Origin of the sequence: Terrabacter carboxydivorans, assembly GCF_039532035.1 — a bacterium.
GTDB lineage: Bacteria > Actinomycetota > Actinomycetes > Actinomycetales > Dermatophilaceae > Terrabacter > Terrabacter carboxydivorans.
This window is the reverse complement of record NZ_BAAARE010000003.1, coordinates 236,483-258,443: the sequence shown is the minus strand read 5'-3', so window position 1 is coordinate 258,443 and position 21,961 is coordinate 236,483. Positions and strand designations below refer to the sequence as shown.

Sequence of the window (21,961 nt, the reverse complement as noted above, 5' to 3'; positions counted from 1 at the left end):
GCCCGATGCACTACGTCTACCTCGCGGTGCTGCTCTTCGCGATCGGCGCGGCCGCCGTGCTGACGCGACGCAACGCGATCATCGTCTTCATGGGTGTCGAGCTCATGCTCAACGCGACCAACCTCGCCCTCGTCACCTTCTCCCGGATGCACGGCGCCCTCGACGGGCAGGTCATGGCCCTGTTCGTCATGGTCGTCGCCGCCGCGGAGGTCGTCGTCGGGCTCGCCATCATCATGGCGATCTTCCGCGCCCGCCGCTCGGCCTCGGTCGACGACGCCAACCTGCTGAAGCTGTAAGGAGCGCCGGCCAGAATGGGAACTCTCGTCCAGACGCTCGCGAGCTCGCCGAGCACGCTGAGCACGTATGCCGTGGGCCTCGCCACGCACGAAGGTGAGGCGCACGCCGCCAGCGGGGTGACGGCATACGCGTGGCTCCTCGTCGCGCTGCCGCTCCTCGGCGCCGCCGTCCTGCTCCTCGGCGGCCGACGCACCGACAAGTTCGGGCCCCTGCTCGCGACCGCCCTCTCGTGGGGTGCCTTCGTCGTCGGCGCGATCGTCTTCTTCGCGATGCTCGGCCGTGGCGCCGAGAACCGCGCCGTCGGCGTGAACCTCTTCGACTGGGTCGCCGCCGGCGCGTTCAAGGTGAGTGCGGGGCTGCTCGTCGACCAGCTGTCGATGGTCTTCGTGCTGCTCATCACCTTCGTCGGCTCGCTGATCCACGTCTACTCGCTCGGCTACATGGAGCACGACCCCGACCGTCGACGCTTCTTCGCCTACCTCAACCTCTTCGTCGCGGCGATGCTGCTGCTCGTCCTGGCCAACTCCTACCTGCTGCTCTACGTCGGCTGGGAGGGCGTCGGTCTCGCGAGCTACCTGCTCATCGGCTTCTGGAACTACAACCCGGCCTACGCGACCGCGGCCAACAAGGCGTTCGTCGCCAACCGCGTCGGTGACTTCGGCCTGTCCATCGCGATCATGGTGATGTTCTTCCACTTCGGCGCCGTCGACTTCCAGACGGTGCTCGGCGCGGCCGGCAACAACGCCAACCAGGGCTTCATGACGGCCATCGGCCTCATGCTCCTGCTCGGTGCCTGCGGCAAGTCCGCGCAGTTCCCGCTCCAGAGCTGGCTCGGCGACGCGATGGCCGGCCCGACGCCGGTGTCGGCGCTCATCCACGCCGCGACCATGGTCACGGCCGGTGTCTACCTCGTCGTGCGCTCGTCGGCGATCTTCGAGGCCGCCCCGACCGCCCAGCTCGTCGTCGTCATCGTCGGTGGCATCACGCTGCTCTTCGGTGCGATCGTCGGCTGCGCCAAGGACGACATCAAGAAGGCCCTCGCGGCCTCGACGATGAGCCAGATCGGCTACATGATGCTGGCCGCGGGTCTCGGCCCGGTCGGCTACGCCTTCGCGATCTTCCACCTGCTGACGCACGGCTTCTTCAAGGCCGGGATGTTCCTCGGGGCCGGCTCGGTCATGCACGGCATGAACGACCAGGTCGACATGCGCCGCTTCGGCGGCCTGTCGGGCGCCATGAAGATCACGTGGGCGACCTTCGCCCTCGGCTGGCTCGCGATCCTCGGTGTGCCGCCGTTCTCGGGCTTCTGGTCCAAGGACAAGATCATCGAGGCCGCGTTCGTCGGCGAGGGCTGGCGTCCGTGGGTCTTCGGCCTGACCGCGCTCATCGGCGCCGGCATCACGGCCTTCTACATGTCGCGCCTGTTCTTCATGACCTTCCACGGCAAGAAGCGCTGGACCGACGACGTGCACCCGCACGAGTCGCCCAAGCTGATGACCGTCCCGATGATCGTGCTCGCGGTCGGCTCCGCCTTCCTCGGCCTCATCATCGGCCCGACGGGGCTGTTCACCTCCTGGCTCGAGCCGGTGACCGGCGCCGAGCCCAAGGGTGCCCACCCGGTCATCCCGGTGCCGGTCCTCATGGCCCTGACCCTGCTCCTCGTCGCCGGCGGCATCGCGCTCGCGTGGCTGCGCTACTGGCGTGACGAGGTCCCCGCGACGGCTCCGGCCGGCTCGCTGCTGACGCAGGCGGCCCGCAAGGACCTCTACCAGGACCAGGTCAACGAGGCGATCCTCATGCGACCCGGCATCCACCTCACGCGCTCGCTCGTCTTCGCCGACAGCAAGGGCGTGGACGGTGCGGCCGGTGGCCTCGCCGCCCTCGTCGGCGGGACGAGCTCCCGCCTGCGCAAGCTGCAGAACGGCTTCGCGCGCTCCTATGCCCTGACGATGCTCGCTGGTGTCGTCGCCATCCTCGGTGCTCTTTGGGTGATGTCCTGATGACCGCAATGTCCACCGTCCCCTGGCTGACGATCCTCGGCCTCATCCCGCTCGTCGGGGCGCTCGTCGTCGCCTTCGTGCCGGGGAGCGCCGAGAACGCCAAGCGGATGGCGATCGGCTTCTCGCTCGTCACGCTCGTCGTCGGCATCATCGCCGCGACGCAGTTCGACCGTGCCTCGAGCAAGCAGTTCCAGCTCGGTGAGCAGCACTCGTGGATCCCGCAGTTCGGTGTCTCCTACGCCCTCGGCGTCGACGGCATCGCGCTCGTGCTCATCCTCATGGCGCTCGTGCTGACCCCGATCTGCCTGCTCGCCGCCTGGCACGACGTGCCCGAGGAGGCCGGCCCCCGGGGCGGCCAGCGCGTCAAGACCTACTTCGCGCTCATCCTCGTGCTCGAGACGTTCATGGTCGGGGTGTTCGCCGCCACCGACGTGTTCCTCTTCTACGTCTTCTTCGAGGCCATGCTCATCCCGGTCTACTTCCTCATCGGTCGCTTCGGCGGTCCGCGCAGGCAGTACGCCGCGATGAAGTTCCTGCTCTTCTCGCTGGCCGGCGGGCTCATCATGCTCGTCGCCGTCATCGCCCTCTACCTTCAGGGCCCCGGCGGCACCGACGGCTTCCTCATCGAGCGCCTCACCGGCCTGCAGATGGACCCGACCACCGAGCGCCTGCTCTTCGTCGGCTTCTTCTTCGCGTTCGCCGTCAAGGCCCCGATGGTGCCGTTCCACACCTGGCTGCCCGACGCCGCCACCGAGTCCTCGCCGGCGACGGCGACCCTGCTCGTCGGGGTGCTCGACAAGGTCGGCACGTTCGGGATGATCCGCTTCTGCCTCCAGCTCTTCCCGGAGGCCAGCCAGTGGGCGACCCCGGTCGTCGTGGCCCTCGCGGTGCTCTCGGTCATCTACGGCGCGCTGCTCGCCATCGGCCAGACCGACATGATGCGCCTGGTGTCCTACACCTCGGTGAGCCACTTCGGCTTCATCGTGCTGGGCATCTTCGCCTTCACCAACGTCGGCCACGCGGGCTCCACGCTCTACATGGTCAACCACGGCTTCTCGACGGCCGCGCTCTTCCTCTTCGCCGCGATGCTCGTGCGCCGTCGGGGGAGCAAGCGCATCCCCGACTTCGGCGGCTGGCAGCGCATCACGCCGGCGCTGGCCGGCATCTTCCTCATCGCGGGCCTCTCGGGCCTCGGCCTGCCGGGCCTGGCGAGCTTCGTCTCGGAGTTCACCGTGCTCGTGGGCAGCTTCCCGACGCAGCCGGTGGCCGCCGTCATCGCGACGGCCGGCATCATCCTCGCCGCGCTCTACATCCTGCTCATGTACAAGAAGGTCATGACCGGCCCGAAGCCCGAGGGCCTCGTGAGCGAGCGCGAGCACGCCCTGCTCGACGAGCCGGGCCGCCGCGGCCTCACCGCCGTGCGTGACCTGACGACGCGGGAGAAGCTCGTCGCCGCGCCCCTGATCGCCGCCTTCGTCGTGCTCGGCTTCCTGCCGAACATCGCGCTCAACGTGATCAACCCGGCCGTCTCCCAGACGCTGTCGCACGTCCAGAAAGCCATTCCGAACCTCAACCCGGCCGGCACCGTGGCCGAAGGGAGCTCGAAGTGACCGCCGTCGCTCCGCTGGCGCTGCCCACGCTTCCCGCAGCGTTCCAGCAGTCGAACGTCGACTACCTCGCGATCCTGCCGTTGCTCATCGTCTTCGGTACGGCTCTCGTCGGCGTCCTCGTCGAGGCCTTCGCCTCGCGTGAGCGCCGCCACTCGATCCAGGTGACCCTCGCGGTCGTCGGCCTGCTCGCGGCCGCCGCCTCGATCTACGTCGCGGCCAAGCACCAGGGCCTGACGATGGGCCTGACCGACGGCTCCACCAACAAGCAGCTCTTCGCCCTCGCCATCGACGGGCCGGCCCTGTTCATGCAGGGCACGATCCTGCTCATGGGTGTGCTCGGCGTGCTGACGATGGCCGAGCGCTTCGGCGGCGTCGGTCCCGACGCGTTCACCCCGAGCGGGGCCTCCACGCCGGGGTCGGCCGTCGAGACCGCGGCCGCCCGTGCCGGTGCGCTGACCTCCGAGGTCTTCCCGCTGACGATGTTCGCGATCTTCGGCATGATGCTCTTCCCGACGACGAACGACCTCATCGGGATGTTCGTGGCGCTCGAGGTGCTCTCGCTGCCGCTCTACATCCTCTCGGGCCTCGCGCGTCGTCGCCGCCTGCTCTCGCAGGAGGCGTCGCTCAAGTACTTCCTCCTCGGCGCGTTCAGCTCGGCGTTCTTCCTCTTCGGCACGGCGCTGCTCTACGGCTACGCCGGCTCGGTCTACTTCGGTGACCTGTCCAAGGCGATCGCCGCCGGCCCGCTGGCCATGAACGGCCTGCTCCTGCCCGGTGCGTTCCTCGTCTTCGTCGGCCTGCTCTTCAAGGTCGGTGCGGTGCCGTTCCACGCGTGGACGCCCGACGTCTACCAGGGCGCGCCGACGCCGGTCACCGGCTTCATGGCGGCGTGCACCAAGGCCGCCGCGTTCGGCGCGATCCTGCGCCTGGCCTACGTCGGCCTCGACACCGGCCGCTGGGAGTGGACCAACGCGCTCGTGCTCGTCGCCCTGCTGACGATGGTCGTCGGCGCCGTCCTGTCGGTCACGCAGACCGACATGAAGCGGCTGCTCGCCTACTCCTCGATCGCGCACGCCGGGTTCATCCTCGTCGGCGTGCTCGCCTTCGACCGCAAGGCCGTCGGCGCGGTGCTCTTCTACCTCGTGGCCTACGGTTTCTCGACGATCGCCGCCTTCGCCATCGTCTCGCTCGTGCGCCAGAACGGCGCCGAGGCGACGCACCTGTCGCAGTGGGCCGGTCTCGGCAAGCGCTACCCGGTCGTCGCCGCGGCGTTCGCGTTCCTCATGCTCGCCTTCGCCGGCATCCCGCTGACCTCGGGCTTCGTCTCGAAGTTCGGCGTGTTCTCGGCGGCCATCGGTACGGGCGGCGCGACGGGCACGGTCCTTGCCGTCGTCGGGGTCGTCTGCAGCGCGATCACGGTCTTCGTCTACGCCCGCGTCATCGTCCTGATGTTCTTCAGCGAGGCGCCCGACGACGCCGTCGAGGTCGTGACGCCGTCGGTGTCCACGACCTTCTCGATCGCCATCGGCACCCTCGTCACGCTGGCCCTCGGCGTCCTGCCGTCGGCCCTGCTCGACCTCGCCGACCGCGCGTCGCAGTTCGTCCGATGACGGCTCGCACGCGGCAGCACGGTCACGGGACTCGATGACGACGCACGCCACCCCGCCGGTCCTCGGGATCCCCGGGGCCACCGCGGACCTGTCCGCACGCCTGCGTGACGGGCTCTCCCGGGTCGACGCCCTGCTGACGCAGGTCGTCGACCACGGCGACCCGTTCATCGCGCGCGCCTCGGGGCACCTCGTCGAGGCCGGCGGCAAGCGCTTCCGGCCCCTGCTGACGCTTCTGGCCGCCGAGCTCGGTGAGGGCATCAACGACGACGTCGTCGCGGCCGCCGCCGGCGTCGAGCTGACGCACCTCGCCTCGCTGTACCACGACGACGTCATGGACGAGGCGACCGTGCGTCGCGGCGTGCCCTCGGTCAACGCGGCATACGACAACTCGACGGCGATCCTCGTCGGCGACCTGCTCTTCGGCAAGGCGTCCGAGCTCGTCGCGGGCCTCGGCGCCGAGGCGGTGCTCATCCAGGCGCAGACCTTCGTGCGGCTGTGCTCCGGGCAGATCCGCGACGACCGCGCGTGCCCCGACGACGTCGACCCCGTCGACTACTACCTCGGCGTCCTCGCCGACAAGACGGGTGTGCTCATCGCGACGGCCGGACGCTACGGCGTCATGTTCAGCGGTGGATCGCCCGAGACGGTCGAGATCATGCGGTCCTACGGCGAGAAGGTCGGCATCGCCTTCCAGCTCGCCGACGACCTCATCGACATCGCCTCCGACGCCGACGACAGCGGCAAGATCCCCGGCACCGACCTGCGTGAGGGCGTCGACACGCTCGCCGTGCTGCGCTTCCGTGCCATGGCCGACCCGTCCGATGCGTCGGACGCCCGCCTGCTCGAGCTCGTCGACGGCGACCTCACCGACGACGCCGCCCTGGAGGAGGCCCTCGGCCTGCTGCGCGGGCACGCGGCGCTGTCGCAGGCCCGCGAGGAGACGTATGCCGTCGCCCGCGAGGCGCAGGCCCTCCTCGACCCGCTGCCCGACAGCGACGCCAAGGCCGCCCTGCAGGCCCTGGCGATGAGCGTCGTCGACCGCGTCGGCTGACCCAGCCCGTCGAGTGGCCGCGTGGTCACACGGGTTGGCCCGTGACGACGGGGCCACTCGAGTGGGGGGGCCTCGAACGGGCGGGCGGGCCTTCCGATGTCGCGCCCGGCACGGCTGGTGGGACGGGGGAGCGCGGACGGTTGCCTCGGGGGTGGCGCTCGGTAGGGTGCAGTGCATGCATCGCCGCCTGTCGCCGCCCGTCGCGGCGCGCCTCTCGGCGGCGACCGCCGACCTGCCGGGTCCGCTCGCCGTCGTCGACCTCGACGCGTTCGACGCCAACGCCGCCACCCTCGTCGAGCTCGCGGCCGGGATGCCGATCCGCATCGCAACCAAGTCGCTGCGCAGCCGCCCCCTCATCGAGCGGGCTCTGGCACGGGACGGCTTCGAAGGTCTCATGTGCTACGCCGTGCGCGAGGCCCTGTGGTGGGCCCGAGACGGCCACGACAACCTCCTCGTCGCCTACCCGAGCGTCGACGTGCCGGCGCTGACCGAGCTCGCAGCGGACCCCGCCCTGACGCGAGCCGTCATCGTCATGATCGACAGCGTCGAGCACGTCGACTTCATCGCGCGGGAGGTCGCGGGCCACCGGGGCCTGCGCGTGGCGATCGACGTCGACGCCTCTCTGCGTGTCGGTCCCGCCCACATGGGGGTGCGCCGCTCGCCGACCCGCACCCCGGCCGACGTCGAGGCCGTCATCCGTCGCGCCCAGGAGCGAGGCCTCGTCGTGGCCGGTCTGATGTTCTACGACGCCCAGATCGCCGGGCTGCCCGACTCGGGGCCGGCCGTGCGACGGATGAAGAAGATCTCCGACGCCGAGCTGCGCACCCGGCGGGCCGAGGTGGTCGCGGCCGCACGAGCGCTCGCCGACCTCGAGGTGGTCAACGGTGGCGGCACGGGCAGCCTGCACGTCACCCACCTCGACCCGTCCCTCTCCGAGCTGGCCGCCGGGTCGGGCCTGTTCGCCCCCACCCTCTTCGACGGCTACGACGCGCTGTCGCTGCGCCCGGCCGCCTACTTCGCCGCGCCGGTCGTGCGCCGTCCCGGCGAGGGGATGGTGACGGCATACGGCGGGGGCTACGTCGCGTCCGGTCCGCCCGGCTGGTCCCGGGTGCCCAGACCGCTCTCCGAGCAGGACCTCTCGCTCGTCCGGCGCGAGGGCGCCGGCGAGGTGCAGACGCCCCTGGAGGGCTCCGGCGCCGACCGGCTCTCACTGGGAGATCGGATATGGTTCCGGCACGCCAAGGCGGGGGAGCTGGCCGAGCGCTTCACGGAGTTCGCGCTCGTCAGCAGTGACGGAGGCGACCGGGTCGTCGGGCGGGCCGCGACCTATCGTGGGGAAGGGCAGTGTTTTGGCTGACAGCGTGGGCGGCGTCACGGGCCGCGTCGTACGCAGCGTGGAGTGGTCCAACTGGGGCGGCACCGAGTCCGCGAAGCTCGCCCGGGTGGCGACGCCGCGCAACGAGGCGGAGGTCGTCGACGAGATCAGGCGCGCGGCCGCTCGAGGCTTGCGGGTCAAGGCGATCGGCGCCGGCCACTCGTTCACCGGGGTGGCCGTCACTGACGGCGTGCAGCTGCGGTTGGGTGCCCTCACCGGTGTCATGTCGATCGACTCGACGCGCGGCGAGGCCACCGTGCGGGCCGGCACGCCGCTCCACGTCCTGAACGAGGAGCTGGCGGCCTTCGGCTGCGCCCTGCCCAACCTCGGCGACATCGACCGGCAGAGCCTCGCCGGCGCGATCGGCACCGGCACGCACGGCACCGGCCTGCGCCTCACGGGTCTGTCCGCCGGGGTCCGCGCGCTGCGCATCGTGCTCGCCGACGGATCGGTCGTCGAGTGCTCGCCGAGGCACGAGCCTGACCTCTTCCAGGCTGCGCGGCTCGGGCTCGGCGCCCTCGGCGTCGTCACCGAGATCACCGTCGCGGTCGTGCCCGCCTTTCTGCTGCACGCCGTCGAGCGGCCCGAGTCGCTGGGCGACGTGCTCGCGCACGCCGACGTCTCGGCCGAGGCCAACGACCACTTCGAGTTCTACTGGTTCCCGCACACCGGCCGGGTGCTGACCAAGCGCAACAACCGCGTCCCGGAGGGCACGGCGAGCCGGCCGCTGCCGGCGTGGCGCGAGAAGCTCGACGACGACCTGCTGAGCAACCGTTTCTTCGAGCTGACCAACCGCGTCGCGACCCGCCTGCCGCGGACGACCGGGGCGATCAACGCCGTCGCCTCCCGGGCCCTCAGCGAGCGGCAGTTCACCGACAGCTCGCACAAGGTCTTCGTCACGGCTCGCGAGGTGCGCTTCATGGAGTCCGAGTGGGCGTTCCCGCGCGCCAGCCTCTCCGACGTGCTCCTCGAGCTGCGTCAGTGGGTCGACACCCACGACGAGCGCATCTCGTTCCCCATCGAGTGCCGCGTGGCCGCCGCCGACGACGTGTGGCTCTCGACGGCCTACGAGCGCCAGAGCTGCTACATCGCGATCCACAAGTACCACCGCCAGCAGCGGGGCGCCTACTTCGACGCCTTCGAGTCGATCGCGGTCAACCACGGCGGCCGGCCCCACTGGGGCAAGATCCACACCCGCGACGCTGACTACCTGCGTGGGGTCTACCCGCGGTTCGACGACTTCGTCGCCGTGCGTGACCGCGTCGACCCTGAGCGCCGCTTCGCCAACCCCTACCTCGACCGGGTCCTCGGCGCCTGACCCCCTGGGCCGTAGGGGTCCGGCACCGCGCGGACGTATGCCGCGTGCTCCGCGGTGGATCGGCCTACGGTGGGAGGGCGACGCAAGACCCAGGAGGCCGCCGTGGCAGAGCCGAGGACCTATCCCGAGGGCGTCACCTCGTGGGTCGACACCGAGCAGGGCGACTTCGACGCGGCGCTGGACTTCTACCGAGGCCTCTTCGGCTGGACGTTCGTCGAGGCGACCCCGCCCGGGGTGCCGTTCCGCTACGTCATCGCCCAGCTGGACGGGTCGGACGTCGGCGGTCTCGGCTGCCCTGCGACGGCGCCGGTCGGTGTCGCTGCCGGGGCCCCGGCTCGGTGGCACACCTACCTCGCGGTCGACGACGCCGACGCCATGGCCGAGCGCGTCGAGCAGCTCGGTGGAGAGGTGGTGCAGCTGCCCACCACGGCGGGGGAGGGCGGGCGATCCGTCGTCGTGCGCGACCCGCAGGGGCTCGAGCTGCGGCTGTGGGAGGCGCGCCGTCGCCTCGGCGCGCAGGTGGCCAACGTTCCCGGCGCATGGAACTTCAGCGACCTGCACACCGACGAGCCCGAGGTCGCGCAACGCTTCTACGAGAAGGCGTTCGGCTGGGTGTTCGCCGACGTCGGCTTCGCCACGATGATCCGGGTGCCGGGCTACGGCGACCACCTGGCTGCGACGCTGGACCCGGACATCCGGGAACTGCAGGCGGCCGCCGGCGCTCCGCCCGGCTTCGCCGATGCCATCGGCTGGGTCGTGCCGGTCGCTCCCGGTGACGAGCCGGGGTGGCACGTCACCTTCACGGTGGTCGACCGCGACGAGGCCGCCGACCGGGCCGTGCGTCTCGGCGGCTCCGTCATGCGCACGGGTGACAGCGACTGGACCCGCACCGTCGTGGTCCGCGACCCGCAGGGCGCTGTCTTCACCGCCAGCCAGTTCCTGGGCTGACCGACGCTGCCGTCAGGACTCGGCCGGGCGCCGGGTCATCGACAGGACGTCGAGCGCCTCGTCGAGCTGGGCCTCGGTGAGCCGACCGTCGGCGACGTGGCCCTGGTCGATGACGACCTCACGGATGCTCCGACGCTCCCGAACCGCCTGCTTGACGACGCCGGCGGCCATCTCGTAGCCGAGGTAGCGGTTGAGCGGCGTGACGATCGACGGTGAGCCCTCGGCGAGCGCGCGCGCGTGCTCGACCTCGGCCGTGATGCCGTCGATGCAGCGGTCGGCGAGCAGGCGGCTCGTGGCGGCGAGCAGTCCGATCGACTCGAGCACGTTCTTGGCGAGAACGGGCAGCATGACGTTGAGCTCGAAGTTGCCGGCGGCACCCGCGGTCGTGATGGCGACGTCGTTGCCGATGACCTGGGCGCACGCCATCAGCGTCGCCTCGGGCACCACCGGGTTGACCTTGCCCGGCATGATGCTCGAGCCGGGCTGCAGGTCGGGCAGGTGGATCTCGCCGAGCCCGGTGCGCGGCCCGGAGCTCATCCAGCGCAGGTCGTTGCAAATCTTCGTCAGGCTCACCGCCACGACCTTGAGCGCACCCGACAGCTCGACGACGGCGTCCTGCGCGGACTGTGCCTCGAAGTGGTTCGCGGCCTCCCGGAACGGGAGGCCGGTGACACCCGCGACCCGCTCGATCACCTTGCGCGCGAAGCCCGGTGCCGCATTGAGGCCCGTGCCCGCGGCGGTGCCGCCGAGGGGCAGCTCGCTCGTCGCCTCGGCCGCGGTGCGCACCCGGCTCGCGCCGAGCTCGACCTGCCGCCGATAGCCGCCGAACTCCTGGCCGAGCGTCACTGGCACGGCGTCCATGAGGTGGGTGCGGCCGGCCTTGACGACGTCGGCGAACTCGGTCTCCTTGTGGGCCAGCGCCAGCGCCAGGTGCTCGAGGGCCGGGACGAGCTCGAGCACGGCGGCGGAGGTGGCCGCGATGCGGAGCGCGCTGGGGAACGTGTCGTTGCTCGACTGGCCCGCGTTGACATGGTCGTTGGGGTGCACGTCGAGGCCGGTCGCGAGGTGCGCGAGACGGGCCACGACCTCGTTGACGTTCATGTTGGTCGACGTGCCGGACCCGGTCTGGAAGACGTCGATCGGGAACTCGTCGTCGTGCTCGCCGTCCGCGACCGCGCCGGCCGCCTCGGCGACGGCCGTGGCGCGCTCGGCGTCGAGCACGCCGAGCTCGGCGTTGACGTCGGCTGCCGCGGCCTTGAGGCGGGCCAGCGCGTGGATGACGCCGGGTGGCACCGGTCGCCCGCTGATCGGGAAGTTCTCGACGGCGCGCGCCGTCTGCGCCCCCCACAGCGCGCCGGCGGGCACCTGCACCTCGCCCATCGAGTCGTGCTCGGTCCGGAAACCCTGCGCTGCGTCGCTGCTCATGCCCCCATCATCCCCACTGGGACTGCCGTTGCACCGAAACCCTTGTCGTATGCCGTGTGCAGGGAGGACGCTGGACGGTGCGGGCGCCGACGCATCCTCTGTCGAGCACTGAAGGAGAGGTCATGGCTCATCGTCACGTCGTCACTGCCGTCCTCGCGTCCATCGCGACCGCCTTCGCCGGAGCCGCGGTAGCGGTCGCGGCGCCTCCGCCGGACACGCTCGTGTCGGTGGGCAGCCCGCCGACGCCGTTCTCGCAGAACAAGCAGAACGAGCCGGCCGTCGCGATCGATGCCCACGACCCCGGCGTCGTCGTGGCCGGCGCCAACGACGAGATCGACGAGGAGTCTTGCGCCGCAGGCGACCCGACGACGTGCCCGTTCACGGACGGCGTCGGCGTCTCAGGGGTGTACTTCTCCTTCGACGGCGGTGGGTGGACGCAGCCGACCTACACCGGCCTGACGGCTCGTGACTGTACCGGACCGGCGCCGTGCACCGCCCACACCGGCTTGATCGGCACGCTGCCGGGCTACGCCGAGATGGGGCTCGTCTCCGACGGTGACCCGGCGCTCGCCTTCGGTCCGCGTCCGGGCTCCGACGGGTCCTTCTCCTGGGCCAACGGCTCGCGTCTCTACTACGCCAACCTCACCTCCAACGTCTCGGCGGACAAGGAGTCCGCGGCCTTCAAGGGCTTCGAGGCGATCGCGGTGTCGAGGACCGACAACCCTCGGGCCGCTGCTGCGGGTGACGCCACCGCGTGGCAGAGCCCCGTCCTGGTCTCCAAGCAGTCGTCGACGACGTTCTCCGACAAGGAGCAGGTCTGGGCCGACAACGCGGCGTCGAGCCGCTTCTTCGGCAACGTCTACATCTGCTGGGCGTCCTTCCGCAGCAACAGCCGCGGCCAGGCCTTTCCCACCCCGCTCAACGTCGCTCGGTCGACCGACGGTGGGGCGACGTGGACCAGCAAGCAGGTCGGGCCGGCCACCGACAACGGGATCAGCTCCCAGCCGGACGGGTGCACCGTCCGCACCGACAGCCACGGCAACGTCTACGTCTTCGGCATCGGCACCCGCAACCGGCAGCAGTTCCAGATGATGTACCGCTCGACCGACGGCGGCGCCCACTGGACCGGCCCGGCCCTGGTCGCCAGGGTCAGCGCACCCGGCGTCTTGGATCCCGTGCTCGGCCGCCCGACCATGGACGGCATCGCGGGCGCACGGGTCGACCTGGCTGACGGCCCCAGCGTCGACATCGCCAACGGCGCCCCGACCGGCACCGACGCCACCGACCAGATCGTCATGACGTGGGCCGACGGCGCCGCAGGCCTGAACTCCGAGAAGCTGCTGTGGACGACCTCGACGAACGGCGGAGCCGCGTGGACCCCCCCGGCCGCAGTACCGCTCCCGCAGGGGGACCGTCCGGTCTACACGGCACCGGCGCTCTCGCCCGACGGCACCGACCTCTACGTCGTCGACAACGCCTTCACGACGCCCTACCGGGACAACACGACGGATCCCCGGGGCCTCGTCGGCCAGGTGTGGCACGCGGACGTGGTCGCCGGTCTCCCGACCGGGTGGTCCTCGCTGGACCGCAGCACCGAGGGTGACCCGCGTGGGACGAGCCAGAACGGCCTGACGGCCGAGTTCCTCGGCGACTACGTCTACGCCGCCGCGTCCCGCGACCACGTCGTGGGCGTCTGGAACGACGCGTCGAACGCGTCCGACTGCCCGGCGATCGACTCCTACCGGGCCTCGCTGTACACGGCCACGCCGGGCAGCCCGCCCGACGTGCTGGGATCGTGCCCCGCGGCGTTCGGCAACAGCGACATCCGGGGTGGCAGGTGGGCCGACCCGACGCCGTGACCGATCGTCCCGGCCGGGCGCTGACGCGCTTCAGCGCCCGGCGGGCACCTCGCCGGCCGGCAGGTCGTCGCCGCCGGTGTGGCTCGTGCCCGGGCACCCCTCGGAGCCTGCGCACGACCACCCGGCCGGGACCGACCGCGTATGCCGTGCGGCCGGCTCCCCGACGCCCGCGCCCTCCCGCTGGGGCGCGGCCCCGACGGTGCGGTCCGGGTTGCGGATGAGCAGCCACGACACGGCGCCCCCGGCGACGAGCAGGACGGCACAGATGAGCATCGCGGTCCGGTAGGCCGACGAGAACGCTTCCGGCACGGCGTAGTCCGAGCCGCTGAGTCCCACGACGGCGGGCAGGGCCGCGACCGCGAGGAGGCTGCCGGCACGCGCCACGGCGTTGTTCACCCCGCTCGCGACGCCGGCGTAGCGGTCCGGTGCGGCGGCCAGGACCGTGGCGGTGAGGGGTGCGACGAGCAGGGTGAGCCCGAGGCCGAAGACCGAGATGCCGGGCAGGACGCCGGTCCAGTAGGTCGAGCCTGCGCCGACCCCCGAGAGCAGGAGGGTGCCGAGGCCGCACACCACCGGACCGACGGTCATCGGCAGCCGTGGTCCGATGCGGGACGCGAGCTCCCCGCCGCGGGCGGCGAGGAGCAGCATGAGGACCGTCACGGGCAGGGACGCCATGCCGGCGACGAGGGGGCCGTAGCCGAGCACGGTCTGCACCTGGAGGGTGAGGAAGAAGAAGACCGCGCCCAGGGCGGCATACACCAGCAGCGTCATGGCGTTGGCGGCGCTGAACTGCCGGGAGGAGAAGAGGGAGGGCTGCACCATCGGGTGGGAGGTGCGCCGCTCGACGACGACGAAGGCAGCGCCGACGGCGAGCCCGAGGGCGCCGACGGCGACGGCGGGTCCGACGCCGAGCGCCTCGTGCTGGATGAGGGCGAAGGTCGTGATGCCGAGGGCGAGGGTCGCGAGGGCGGCGCCGGCCACGTCGAACCGGTGGTCGGCCTGCTCGTCCCGGGTCTCGGGAACGTGCAGCTGGGCGATCCACACCGTCGCGACCCCGAGCGGCACGTTGACGAGGAACGCCCACCGCCAGCTGGCGTACTGCACGAGCCACCCACCGGCGAAAGGCCCGATGGCAGAGGCGATCCCGCCGAGCCCGGACCACGTGCCGATGGCCTTGCCGCGGTCGTCCGGGCGGAAGGAGGCCTGGATCATCGACAGGCTGCCGGGCGTCAGCAGCGCTCCGCCGACGCCCTGGAGCACCCGTGCCACGATGAGCTGACCGGGTGACTGCGCGAGGCCGCAGGCGGCGGAGGCGATGGTGAACCAGACGACGCCGATGGCGAAGACCCGCCGCCGGCCGAAGCGGTCACCGAGCGACCCGCCGAGCAGGATGAGCGAGGCCAGCGCGAGCAGGTAGCCGTTGGTGATCCACTGCAGGTCGGCCAGGCTCGCCCCGAGGTCCTTGCCGATGCGCACGAGCGCGACGTTGACGACCGTCCCGTCGAGCAGCGCCATGCCCGACCCGAGCACGGCGGCCGCGATGACGAACCGTCCGGTGCGGGAGCCGAGGGCGATGTCGCTCACCTCGGCAGTCTGTCACCGCCGGGCGTCGCCAGGGGTCTCCGAGCGTGGGGCTCCTCCGCAGTCACCCGCCTCGGCGGGTGGCGCCCTCAGCGCGGGCAGTCGTCGACGGGCAGCGACGCGGCCTCCGTGCGACGAGCGGCGCGAGCGCCGCGCAGGCTGACGAGCGAGTCGACGGTGAGCACGACGAGGGCGACCCAGACGATGCCGAAGCCGATCCACCGCTCGCGCGGCATGTGCTCGTGGAGCAGCAGCACGGCACACAGCAGCTGCATGACGGGGGTGATGAACTGGATGAGGCCGATCGACACGAGCGGGATGCGCCGGGCGGCGGCCGCGAAGCAGAGCAGCGGGACGGCCGTGACGAGGCCCGACAGGACGAGCAGCGAGGTGTGCACGGCGCCGTGCCGGCCGAACTCGAGACCGCCCTGGGCGCCGACGACGAGGAGCAGGACGACGGCGACCGGAGCGAGCACGACGGTCTCGACGGTGAGCCCGTGGATCGCGTCGAGACTGACGCCGACCTTCTTCTTCGTCAGGCCGTAGAGCGCGAACGACACCGCGAGCGTCAGCGCCACCCAAGGCACCCGGCCCCCGGACACCCCGAGGTAGATGCCGGCGGCGACGCCGATGCCGACGGCGACCCACTGCAGCAGGCGCAGCCGCTCACCGAGCACGACGACGCCGAGCGCCACGGTGACGAGCGGGTTGAGGAAGTAGCCCAGGGCCGCCTCGGAGGTGTTGCCAGAGGTCACGGCCGCGACGTAGACGACCCAGTTGACGGCGATGAGCACGGCCGCGACCGCGGTGCCGGCGAGCAGCCGGCGCCGCCGCAGCAGCGGCCGGACCCAGCCGAAGTCGCGCACGACGAGCAGCACGACGACGCAGAGGAGCAGCGTCCACAGGATGCGGTGGGCGAGGATCTCCCACGGCCCGGCGGGCTTGAGCGCGTCGAAGTAGAGCGGGAAGAGCCCCCAGAGGCCGTATGCCGCGAAGCCGAGCAGGGTGCCCCGCCCGACCTCCCCGTGGGGTGCGGTCGACCCTGTGGACGACGGGGCCGCGTCGACGGTGTCGCGGGCGGTCACGCCCCCACGGTCCAGGTGTCCCGGCCGGCGAGCAGGGCGTCGATGTCGGCGTCGGTGACCTCGCCGGTGCGGGCCGAGGCGACCTGCTCGCGCAGCGAGTCGTCGTAGGTCGGTCGCTGCACGTTGCGGAAGATGCCCATCGGCACGTGGCCGAGGTCCGGGCTGTCGAGGCGCGAGAGCGCGAACGCCGCCGACGGGTCGGCCGCGGTCACGTCGTGGCGCACGATGCGTGCCGGGTCGGCCTCGGCGCGGGGCACGACGGCGAGCGACCCGCGGTCGTCGCGGACGACGACGTTCTCGCCGGCCGCGACCTCCTCGCCGTCGGTGAGGTGCAGGATGCGGGCGGCGGCCTCGGTGCGGTCCTTGAGCACGTCGAAGACGCCGTCGTTGAAGATCGGGCAGTTCTGGTAGATCTCGACGAGCGCCGAGCCGCGGTGCTCTGCGGCGGCGCGCAGCACCGACGTCAGGTGCTGGCGGTCGGAGTCCATGGTGCGGGCCACGAAGCTCGCCTCGGCGCCGAGCGCGAGCGACACCGGGTTGAACGGGGTGTCGAGCGAGCCGAGCGGCGTCGACTTCGTCACCTGGCCGACGTGCGAGGTGGGGGAGTACTGCCCCTTCGTCAGGCCGTAGATCTCGTTGTTGAAGAGCAGGATCTTGAGGTTGACGTTGCGGCGCAGGGCGTGGATGAGGTGGTTGCCACCGATCGAGAGGGCGTCGCCGTCACCGGTGACGACCCACACCGACAGGTCCTCGCGCGTCGCGGCGAGCCCGGTCGCGATGGCGGGCGCCCGCCCGTGGATCGAGTGCATGCCGTAGGTGTCGAGGTAGTACGGGAAGCGCGAGCTGCAGCCGATGCCGGAGACGAAGACGATGTTCTCGCGCTTGAGGCCGAGCTCGGGCAGGAAGCCCTGCACGGCGGCGAGGATCGCGTAGTCGCCGCAGCCGGGGCACCAGCGCACCTCCTGGTCGGAGGTGAAGTCCTTCTTCGTCAGGCTCGTGCCGTCGGCGAGGCGCGGGACGGCGGCGGTGCCGGTGGCACCCGGCCCGGCGGACGGCATACCGAGCTGGACGGGCAGGTCGGTGGTCACTTGGCGGCCTCCTTCAGGGGCACGTCCGAGACGGACGCCACGGCGGCGGCGATGGCGTCGGCGAGCTCGCCCGCCTGGAACGGCAGGCCGCGCACCGAGGTGTGCGACTCGATGTCGACGAGGTACTTGGCGCGCAGCAGCATCGCGAGCTGGCCGAGGTTCATCTCCGGCACGATGACCCGCTGGTAGGAGCGGAGCACCTCGCCGGTGTTGGCGGGGAACGGGTTGAGGTGGCGCAGGTGCGCCTGGGCGACCCGGGCGCCGGTGGCGCGCGCGAGGCGGACGCCGGCCGCGATGGGTCCGTAGGTCGAGCCCCAGCCGAGCACGAGCACGTCGGCGTCGCCGGTCGGGTCGTCGACCTCGAGCGCGCCGATGGTGTCGGCGATCCCGTCGATCTTGGCCTGGCGCAGCCGCGTCATGTGGTCGTGGTTGTCGGGGTCGTAGGAGATGTTGCCGGTGACGTCGGCCTTCTCGATGCCGCCGACGCGGTGCTCGAGACCGGGCGTGCCGGGGATCGCCCACGGACGCGCGAGGGTCTCGGGGTCGCGGAGGTAGGGGTGGAAGGTCGGGGCGCCCTTGTCGTCGACGGCGTTGGGCTCGGTCGCGAACTCGACTGCGATGTCAGGCAGCTCGGCCGTGCGCGGCAGGCGCCACGGTTCTGAGCCGTTGGCGAGGTAGCCGTCGGACAGGACGATGACCGGCGTGCGGTAGGTCGTGGCGATGCGCACCGCCTCGACGGCGATGTCGAAGCAGTCGGCCGGCGTCGCAGGCGCCACGACGGCCACCGGCGACTCGCCGTTGCGGCCGAAGAGCGCCTGGAGCAGGTCGGCCTGCTCGGTCTTGGTCGGCAGCCCGGTCGAGGGGCCACCGCGCTGGATGTCGCAGACGACGAGCGGGAGCTCGAGCGAGACCGCCAGGCCGATGGTCTCGGCCTTGAGCGCGAGGCCCGGACCGGAGGTCGTCGTGACGCCGAGCGCCCCGCCGAAGCTCGCGCCGAGCGCGGCGCCGACCCCGGCGATCTCGTCCTCGGCCTGCATCGTCGCGACGCCGTAGCGCTTGAGCCCGGCGAGCGTGTGCAGGATGTCGGAGGCGGGCGTGATGGGGTAGCTGCCGAGGAAGAGCGGCAGGTGCGCGCGGTGGGCGGCGGCGACGAGGCCGAGCGACAGCGCGACGTTGCCGGTGACGTTGCGGTAGGTGCCGGCCGGCATCGTGGCCGGCGCGACCTCGTAGGCGACGGCGAAGTCCTCCGTGGTCTCGCCGTAGTTGAAGCCGGCGCGCAGGGCCGCGAGGTTGGCCTCGAGGATCTCGGGCTTGTCGGCGAACTTCGCCTTGAGGAACGCCTCGGTGCCGTCCATCGGCCGCGTGTAGAGCCACGAGAGCAGGCCGAGCGCGAACATGTTCTTCGCGCGCTCCTTCTCCTTGCGGGTCAGGTCGGTGAACGACGCCAGGGCCTCGACGGCGATCGAGGTGAGCGCGACCGGGTGCACGTCGTAGCTTGTCAGCGACCCGTCGTCGAGCGGGCTCTCGGCGTAGCCGACCTTGGAGAGGTTGCGCTTGGTGAACTCGTCGGTGTTGACGATGATCGCCGCGCCGCGCGGCAGGTCACGCAGGTTCGCCTTGAGCGCTGCGGGGTTCATCGCCACGAGCACGTCCGGTGCGTCGCCCGGCGTCAGCACGTTGTGGTCGGCGAAGTGCAGCTGGAAGCTCGAGACACCCGGCAGCGTGCCCTGGGGCGCCCGGATCTCCGCGGGGAAGTTGGGCAGCGTCGACAGGTCGTTGCCGAGCAGCGCAGTCTGCGAGGTGAACCTGTCACCGGTGAGCTGCATGCCGTCGCCGGAGTCCCCGGCGAATCGGATGACCACGCGATCGAGCTTCTGGACCAGTTTGGCGCTCATGCTCTGCGACGTCCTCGAACTTCCATGCGATTCACGGCCCGGAGCACTGTGCGGCGGACAACTTCCATGCTATGTCGCACACCCTCGCACTTCGTGCACCTGCCACAACGTGGACGACGCGATTTCGGCGGCGTCCGGAGCCGGCCCGACGTCGGCCTGGTCCTTCTCTCCCCTGTGACCATGGGCCGCAGGGTGGCCCGGATGGGCCGACCGCACCGTGCCACGCGCGTACCGGCATGACTAGGCTGGCCGTCATGTCCGGGTACGTGGCCGTCGCAGCGGTGCTGGGGGCGGGCGTGCTGCTCGTCACGGCGGCGATGGTGGTGCGGCGCCTGCTGGCGCCCCGCGCCCCGCACGCCGCCAAGCTGGCGACCTACGAGTCCGGCGTCGACCCGGTCGGGGAGGGCTGGGCCCAGACGAAGGTGCGCTACTTCGTCTTCTCCTTCCTCTACGTCGTCTTCGCCGTCGACGCGATCTACCTCTTCCCGTGGGCGACCGTCATCCGCGACGCCGGCCTCGGCCGGGCGAGCCTGGTCGAGATGGGCGTCTTCATCGGCGTCATCGTGCTGGGCCTGGCGCACGCCGGGCGCCGCGGTCTGCTGAGGTGGGTGTGATGAGCGAGCCCGTCCAGCAGCCCCGTCCGGTCAGCCTGCCGATGCCGACGGTCGGGCCGGCCTCCATGGGGGTCCTCGGTGGCCACGCGCCCAAGCCGATCAAGGTCGTGCTCAACTGGGGCCGGCGCTACTCGCTGTGGGTCTTCAACTTCGGGCTCGCCTGCTGCGCCATCGAGTTCATCGCCGCGTCGATGGGCCGCCACGACTTCATCCGGCTGGGCGTCATCCCCTTCGCGCCGGGTCCGCGGCAGGCCGACCTCATGGTCGTCTCGGGCACCGTCACCGACAAGATGGCGCCCGCGATCCGCCGCCTCTACGACCAGATGCCCGAGCCGAAGTACGTCATCTCCTTCGGCGCCTGCTCCAACTCCGGCGGGCCCTACTGGGACTCCTACTCGGTGACCAAGGGTGTCGACCAGATCATCCCCGTCGACGTCTACGTCCCCGGCTGCCCGCCGCGCCCCGAGGCGCTGCTGCACGGCATCATCCGCCTGCAGGAGCAGATCGCGAGCGAGCGCCTCAGCGCCCAGAAGCTCAAGGGACGGTATGCCGGCACGCGGGTCGGGAGCGCCGGCGACGTCCGTCGCCCCCTCCTGAGTCGTGGCACGACGCCCACGGAGGCCGGGTCGTGAGGGTCACCGACGTGCGCGACGTCCCCTTCGGGGAGTGGGCCGCGACGGTGCTCTCGCTCCGTGAGGAGGGCTACGCGTACTTCGACTGGCTGACGGCCGTCGACGAGACCGACGCCGTCCCCGGTGAGGGCGGCGACCGTGACACCGCCGGCTTCGACGTCGTCTGCCACCTGCTCGACACCCGGGAGCCGGGGGCGCTCCGCTCGGTGCTGCTGCGTACTCGCGCGCCCGAGGGTGCGCCGGTGCCGTCGCTGACCGGCACCTTCCGGGGTGCGGCCTGGCACGAGCGCGAGACCCACGAGATGTTCGGCATCGACTTCGAGGGCTTCGACGACGGCAGCGGCCTCGGCCTGCGACCGCTCCTGCTGCCCGAGGGTTTCGAGGGCACGCCGCTGCGCAAGTCGTTCGTCCTGGCCGCCCGCGCCTCCAAGGCGTGGCCCGGTGCCAAGGAGCCGGGGGAGGGTCACGACTCGGCCCGTGCTCCCGGTCGCCGTCGCGTGCAGGCGCCGGGCGTGCCCGGCCCCGAGTGGGGTCCGCGATGAGCGACCTCGCGCCCTGGCTCGAGGTCGTGCTGCGCGCCGCCGCGGTGCTCGTGGCCTTCCTCGTGCTGCCGCTCCTCGTCGGCCAGACCGAGCACAAGGTCATGGCCCACATGCAGGGCCGCCTCGGGCCGATGTATGCCGGGGGCTTCCACGGGTGGGCCCAGCTCGTCGCCGACGGGGTGAAGTTCGTCCAGAAGGAGGACATCACCCCGGCCCTGGCCGACCGCTGGGCGTTCCGGCTCGCGCCGTTCGTCGCGCTGATCCCCTACCTCGTGGCGCTCGCCGTCATCCCGCTCTCGCCATCGGTCGTCGGTGCCGACGTCGACGCGAGCGTCCTGCTCGTGCTCGCCGTCATCGGGGTCGGCATCATCGGCACCCTGATGGCCGGCTGGGCGTCGGCCAACAAGTACTCCCTGCTCGGTGCGATGCGCGCCGCCGCGCAGCTCGTCTCCTACGAGCTGCCGATGGTGCTCTCCGTCGCGTCCGTCGCCCTCGCGGCGGGCACGCTCTCGCTCGTGGGTATCGCGGAGGCGTGGCACCCGTGGTGGCTGCTCTGGCAGGCGCCGGGCGCCGTCGTCTTCCTCGTCGCGGCGCTGGCCGAGCTGCAGCGTCCGCCCTTCGACATGCCGCTCGCCGACTCCGAGATCGTCTTCGGCGCGTTCACCGAGTACACCGGGCTGCGCTTCGCCTTCTTCCTGCTGGCCGAGTACGCCGGCATCGTCGTCATGTCACTGCTCTTCGCGGTGCTCTACCTCGGCGGCTGGGCCGGCCCGTTCGAGCACTGGCTCGGCTGGCTGTGGACGGTGCTCAAGGGCTTCCTCGTCGCGGTCGTCGTCATCTGGCTGCGGGTCTCGTGGCCGCGCATGCGCGAGGACCAGCTCCAGCGCCTCGCCTGGGTCTGGCTCGTGCCCCTCGCCCTCTTCCAGCTGGCCCTGACCGCCGTCGTGGTGGTGATGACCTCATGACCCCCACCGCGCCCACCGTCGAGAGGCCACATGTGGCCCACGCTCAACCGTCGAGAGGCCACGTGT

At 71.5% G+C, this 21,961-nt stretch carries 18 protein-coding genes; 13 read left to right on the top strand and 5 right to left on the bottom strand.

Annotation, left to right across the window (positions count from 1 at the left end):
• The first annotated feature begins 5 nt into the window (after positions 1-5).
• From nuoK to ABD297_RS04870, 8 genes are all read left to right on the top strand, one after another.
• Complete coding sequence (gene nuoK / locus ABD297_RS04905; RefSeq protein ID WP_371860843.1) at positions 6-296, top strand: NADH-quinone oxidoreductase subunit NuoK; 291 nt, start codon at positions 6-8, stop codon at positions 294-296.
• 15 nt (positions 297-311) lie between these two features.
• A complete protein-coding gene (gene nuoL / locus ABD297_RS04900; protein ID WP_344253523.1) occupies positions 312-2,297 on the top strand; it encodes an NADH-quinone oxidoreductase subunit L in 1,986 nt (661 codons plus the stop codon).
• Positions 2,298-2,305: 8 nt separating this feature from the next.
• On the top strand, positions 2,306-3,907 hold the full coding sequence (locus tag ABD297_RS04895) for an NADH-quinone oxidoreductase subunit M (protein WP_344253631.1): 1,602 nt from the start codon (positions 2,306-2,308) through the stop codon (positions 3,905-3,907).
• Complete coding sequence (gene nuoN / locus ABD297_RS04890) at positions 3,904-5,517, top strand: NADH-quinone oxidoreductase subunit NuoN (RefSeq protein ID WP_344253521.1); 1,614 nt, start codon at positions 3,904-3,906, stop codon at positions 5,515-5,517. The genes ABD297_RS04895 and nuoN overlap by 4 nt, the downstream gene beginning before the upstream one ends.
• Positions 5,518-5,551: 34 nt before the next feature.
• Positions 5,552-6,568, top strand: coding sequence for a polyprenyl synthetase family protein (locus ABD297_RS04885; RefSeq protein WP_344253519.1), 1,017 nt, complete (start codon positions 5,552-5,554; stop codon positions 6,566-6,568).
• Between the two features lie 175 nt (positions 6,569-6,743).
• Positions 6,744-7,925 (top strand): alanine racemase, encoded by a 1,182-nt coding sequence (locus ABD297_RS04880; RefSeq protein ID WP_344253518.1) that lies wholly within the window; start codon positions 6,744-6,746, stop codon positions 7,923-7,925.
• Positions 7,918-9,261 (top strand): D-arabinono-1,4-lactone oxidase, encoded by a 1,344-nt coding sequence (locus ABD297_RS04875; protein ID WP_344253516.1) that lies wholly within the window; start codon positions 7,918-7,920, stop codon positions 9,259-9,261. Before ABD297_RS04880 ends, ABD297_RS04875 begins: the two co-directional genes overlap by 8 nt.
• A 102-nt stretch (positions 9,262-9,363) precedes the next feature.
• Positions 9,364-10,209, top strand: coding sequence for a VOC family protein (locus ABD297_RS04870; protein ID WP_344253514.1), 846 nt, complete (start codon positions 9,364-9,366; stop codon positions 10,207-10,209).
• 12 nt (positions 10,210-10,221) lie between these two features.
• On the opposite strand, the gene ABD297_RS04865 is transcribed toward ABD297_RS04870, so the two are convergent.
• The gene (locus ABD297_RS04865; protein ID WP_344253511.1) at positions 10,222-11,634 is read right to left on the bottom strand and encodes a class II fumarate hydratase; all 1,413 of its coding nucleotides are present in this window, start codon (positions 11,632-11,634) and stop codon (positions 10,222-10,224) included.
• 122 nt (positions 11,635-11,756) lie between these two features.
• On the opposite strand from ABD297_RS04865, the gene ABD297_RS04860 reads away from it, so the two are divergent.
• The gene (locus ABD297_RS04860; protein ID WP_344253509.1) at positions 11,757-13,493 is read left to right on the top strand and encodes a sialidase family protein; all 1,737 of its coding nucleotides are present in this window, start codon (positions 11,757-11,759) and stop codon (positions 13,491-13,493) included.
• Positions 13,494-13,523: 30 nt separating this feature from the next.
• On the opposite strand, the gene ABD297_RS04855 is transcribed toward ABD297_RS04860, so the two are convergent.
• The 4 genes from ABD297_RS04855 to ABD297_RS04840 form a co-directional block, all read right to left on the bottom strand.
• Entirely contained in the window at positions 13,524-15,077 is a 1,554-nt protein-coding gene (locus tag ABD297_RS04855; RefSeq protein WP_344253508.1) for an MFS transporter, read from the bottom strand.
• A gap of 86 nt (positions 15,078-15,163) precedes the next feature.
• On the bottom strand, positions 15,164-16,159 hold the full coding sequence (rarD, locus tag ABD297_RS04850; protein ID WP_344253507.1) for an EamA family transporter RarD: 996 nt from the start codon (positions 16,157-16,159) through the stop codon (positions 15,164-15,166).
• Positions 16,156-17,235 carry a 2-oxoacid:ferredoxin oxidoreductase subunit beta gene (locus ABD297_RS04845; protein ID WP_425581131.1) on the bottom strand — a complete coding sequence of 360 codons (1,080 nt, stop codon included), beginning with the start codon at positions 17,233-17,235 and terminating at the stop codon, positions 16,156-16,158. The genes rarD and ABD297_RS04845 overlap by 4 nt, the downstream gene beginning before the upstream one ends.
• An 8-nt stretch (positions 17,236-17,243) precedes the next feature.
• Positions 17,244-19,142, bottom strand: a complete 1,899-nt coding sequence (locus tag ABD297_RS04840; RefSeq protein WP_344253503.1) for a 2-oxoacid:acceptor oxidoreductase subunit alpha — start codon at positions 19,140-19,142, stop codon at positions 17,244-17,246.
• 254 nt (positions 19,143-19,396) lie between these two features.
• On the opposite strand from ABD297_RS04840, the gene ABD297_RS04835 reads away from it, so the two are divergent.
• The 4 genes from ABD297_RS04835 to nuoH are packed head-to-tail and all read left to right on the top strand — an operon-like array spanning position 19,397 to position 21,895.
• Positions 19,397-19,756: an NADH-quinone oxidoreductase subunit A gene (locus ABD297_RS04835; protein WP_344253501.1), complete on the top strand. Its 360-nt coding sequence runs from the start codon at positions 19,397-19,399 to the stop codon at positions 19,754-19,756.
• Complete coding sequence (locus tag ABD297_RS04830; protein ID WP_425581127.1) at positions 19,756-20,388, top strand: NADH-quinone oxidoreductase subunit B; 633 nt, start codon at positions 19,756-19,758, stop codon at positions 20,386-20,388. The genes ABD297_RS04835 and ABD297_RS04830 overlap by 1 nt, the downstream gene beginning before the upstream one ends.
• Positions 20,385-20,930, top strand: coding sequence for an NADH-quinone oxidoreductase subunit C (locus tag ABD297_RS04825; protein ID WP_344253499.1), 546 nt, complete (start codon positions 20,385-20,387; stop codon positions 20,928-20,930). Before ABD297_RS04830 ends, ABD297_RS04825 begins: the two co-directional genes overlap by 4 nt.
• On the top strand, positions 20,927-21,895 hold the full coding sequence (nuoH, locus tag ABD297_RS04820; RefSeq protein ID WP_344253497.1) for an NADH-quinone oxidoreductase subunit NuoH: 969 nt from the start codon (positions 20,927-20,929) through the stop codon (positions 21,893-21,895). The genes ABD297_RS04825 and nuoH overlap by 4 nt, the downstream gene beginning before the upstream one ends.
• Positions 21,896-21,961: the final 66 nt, after the last annotated feature.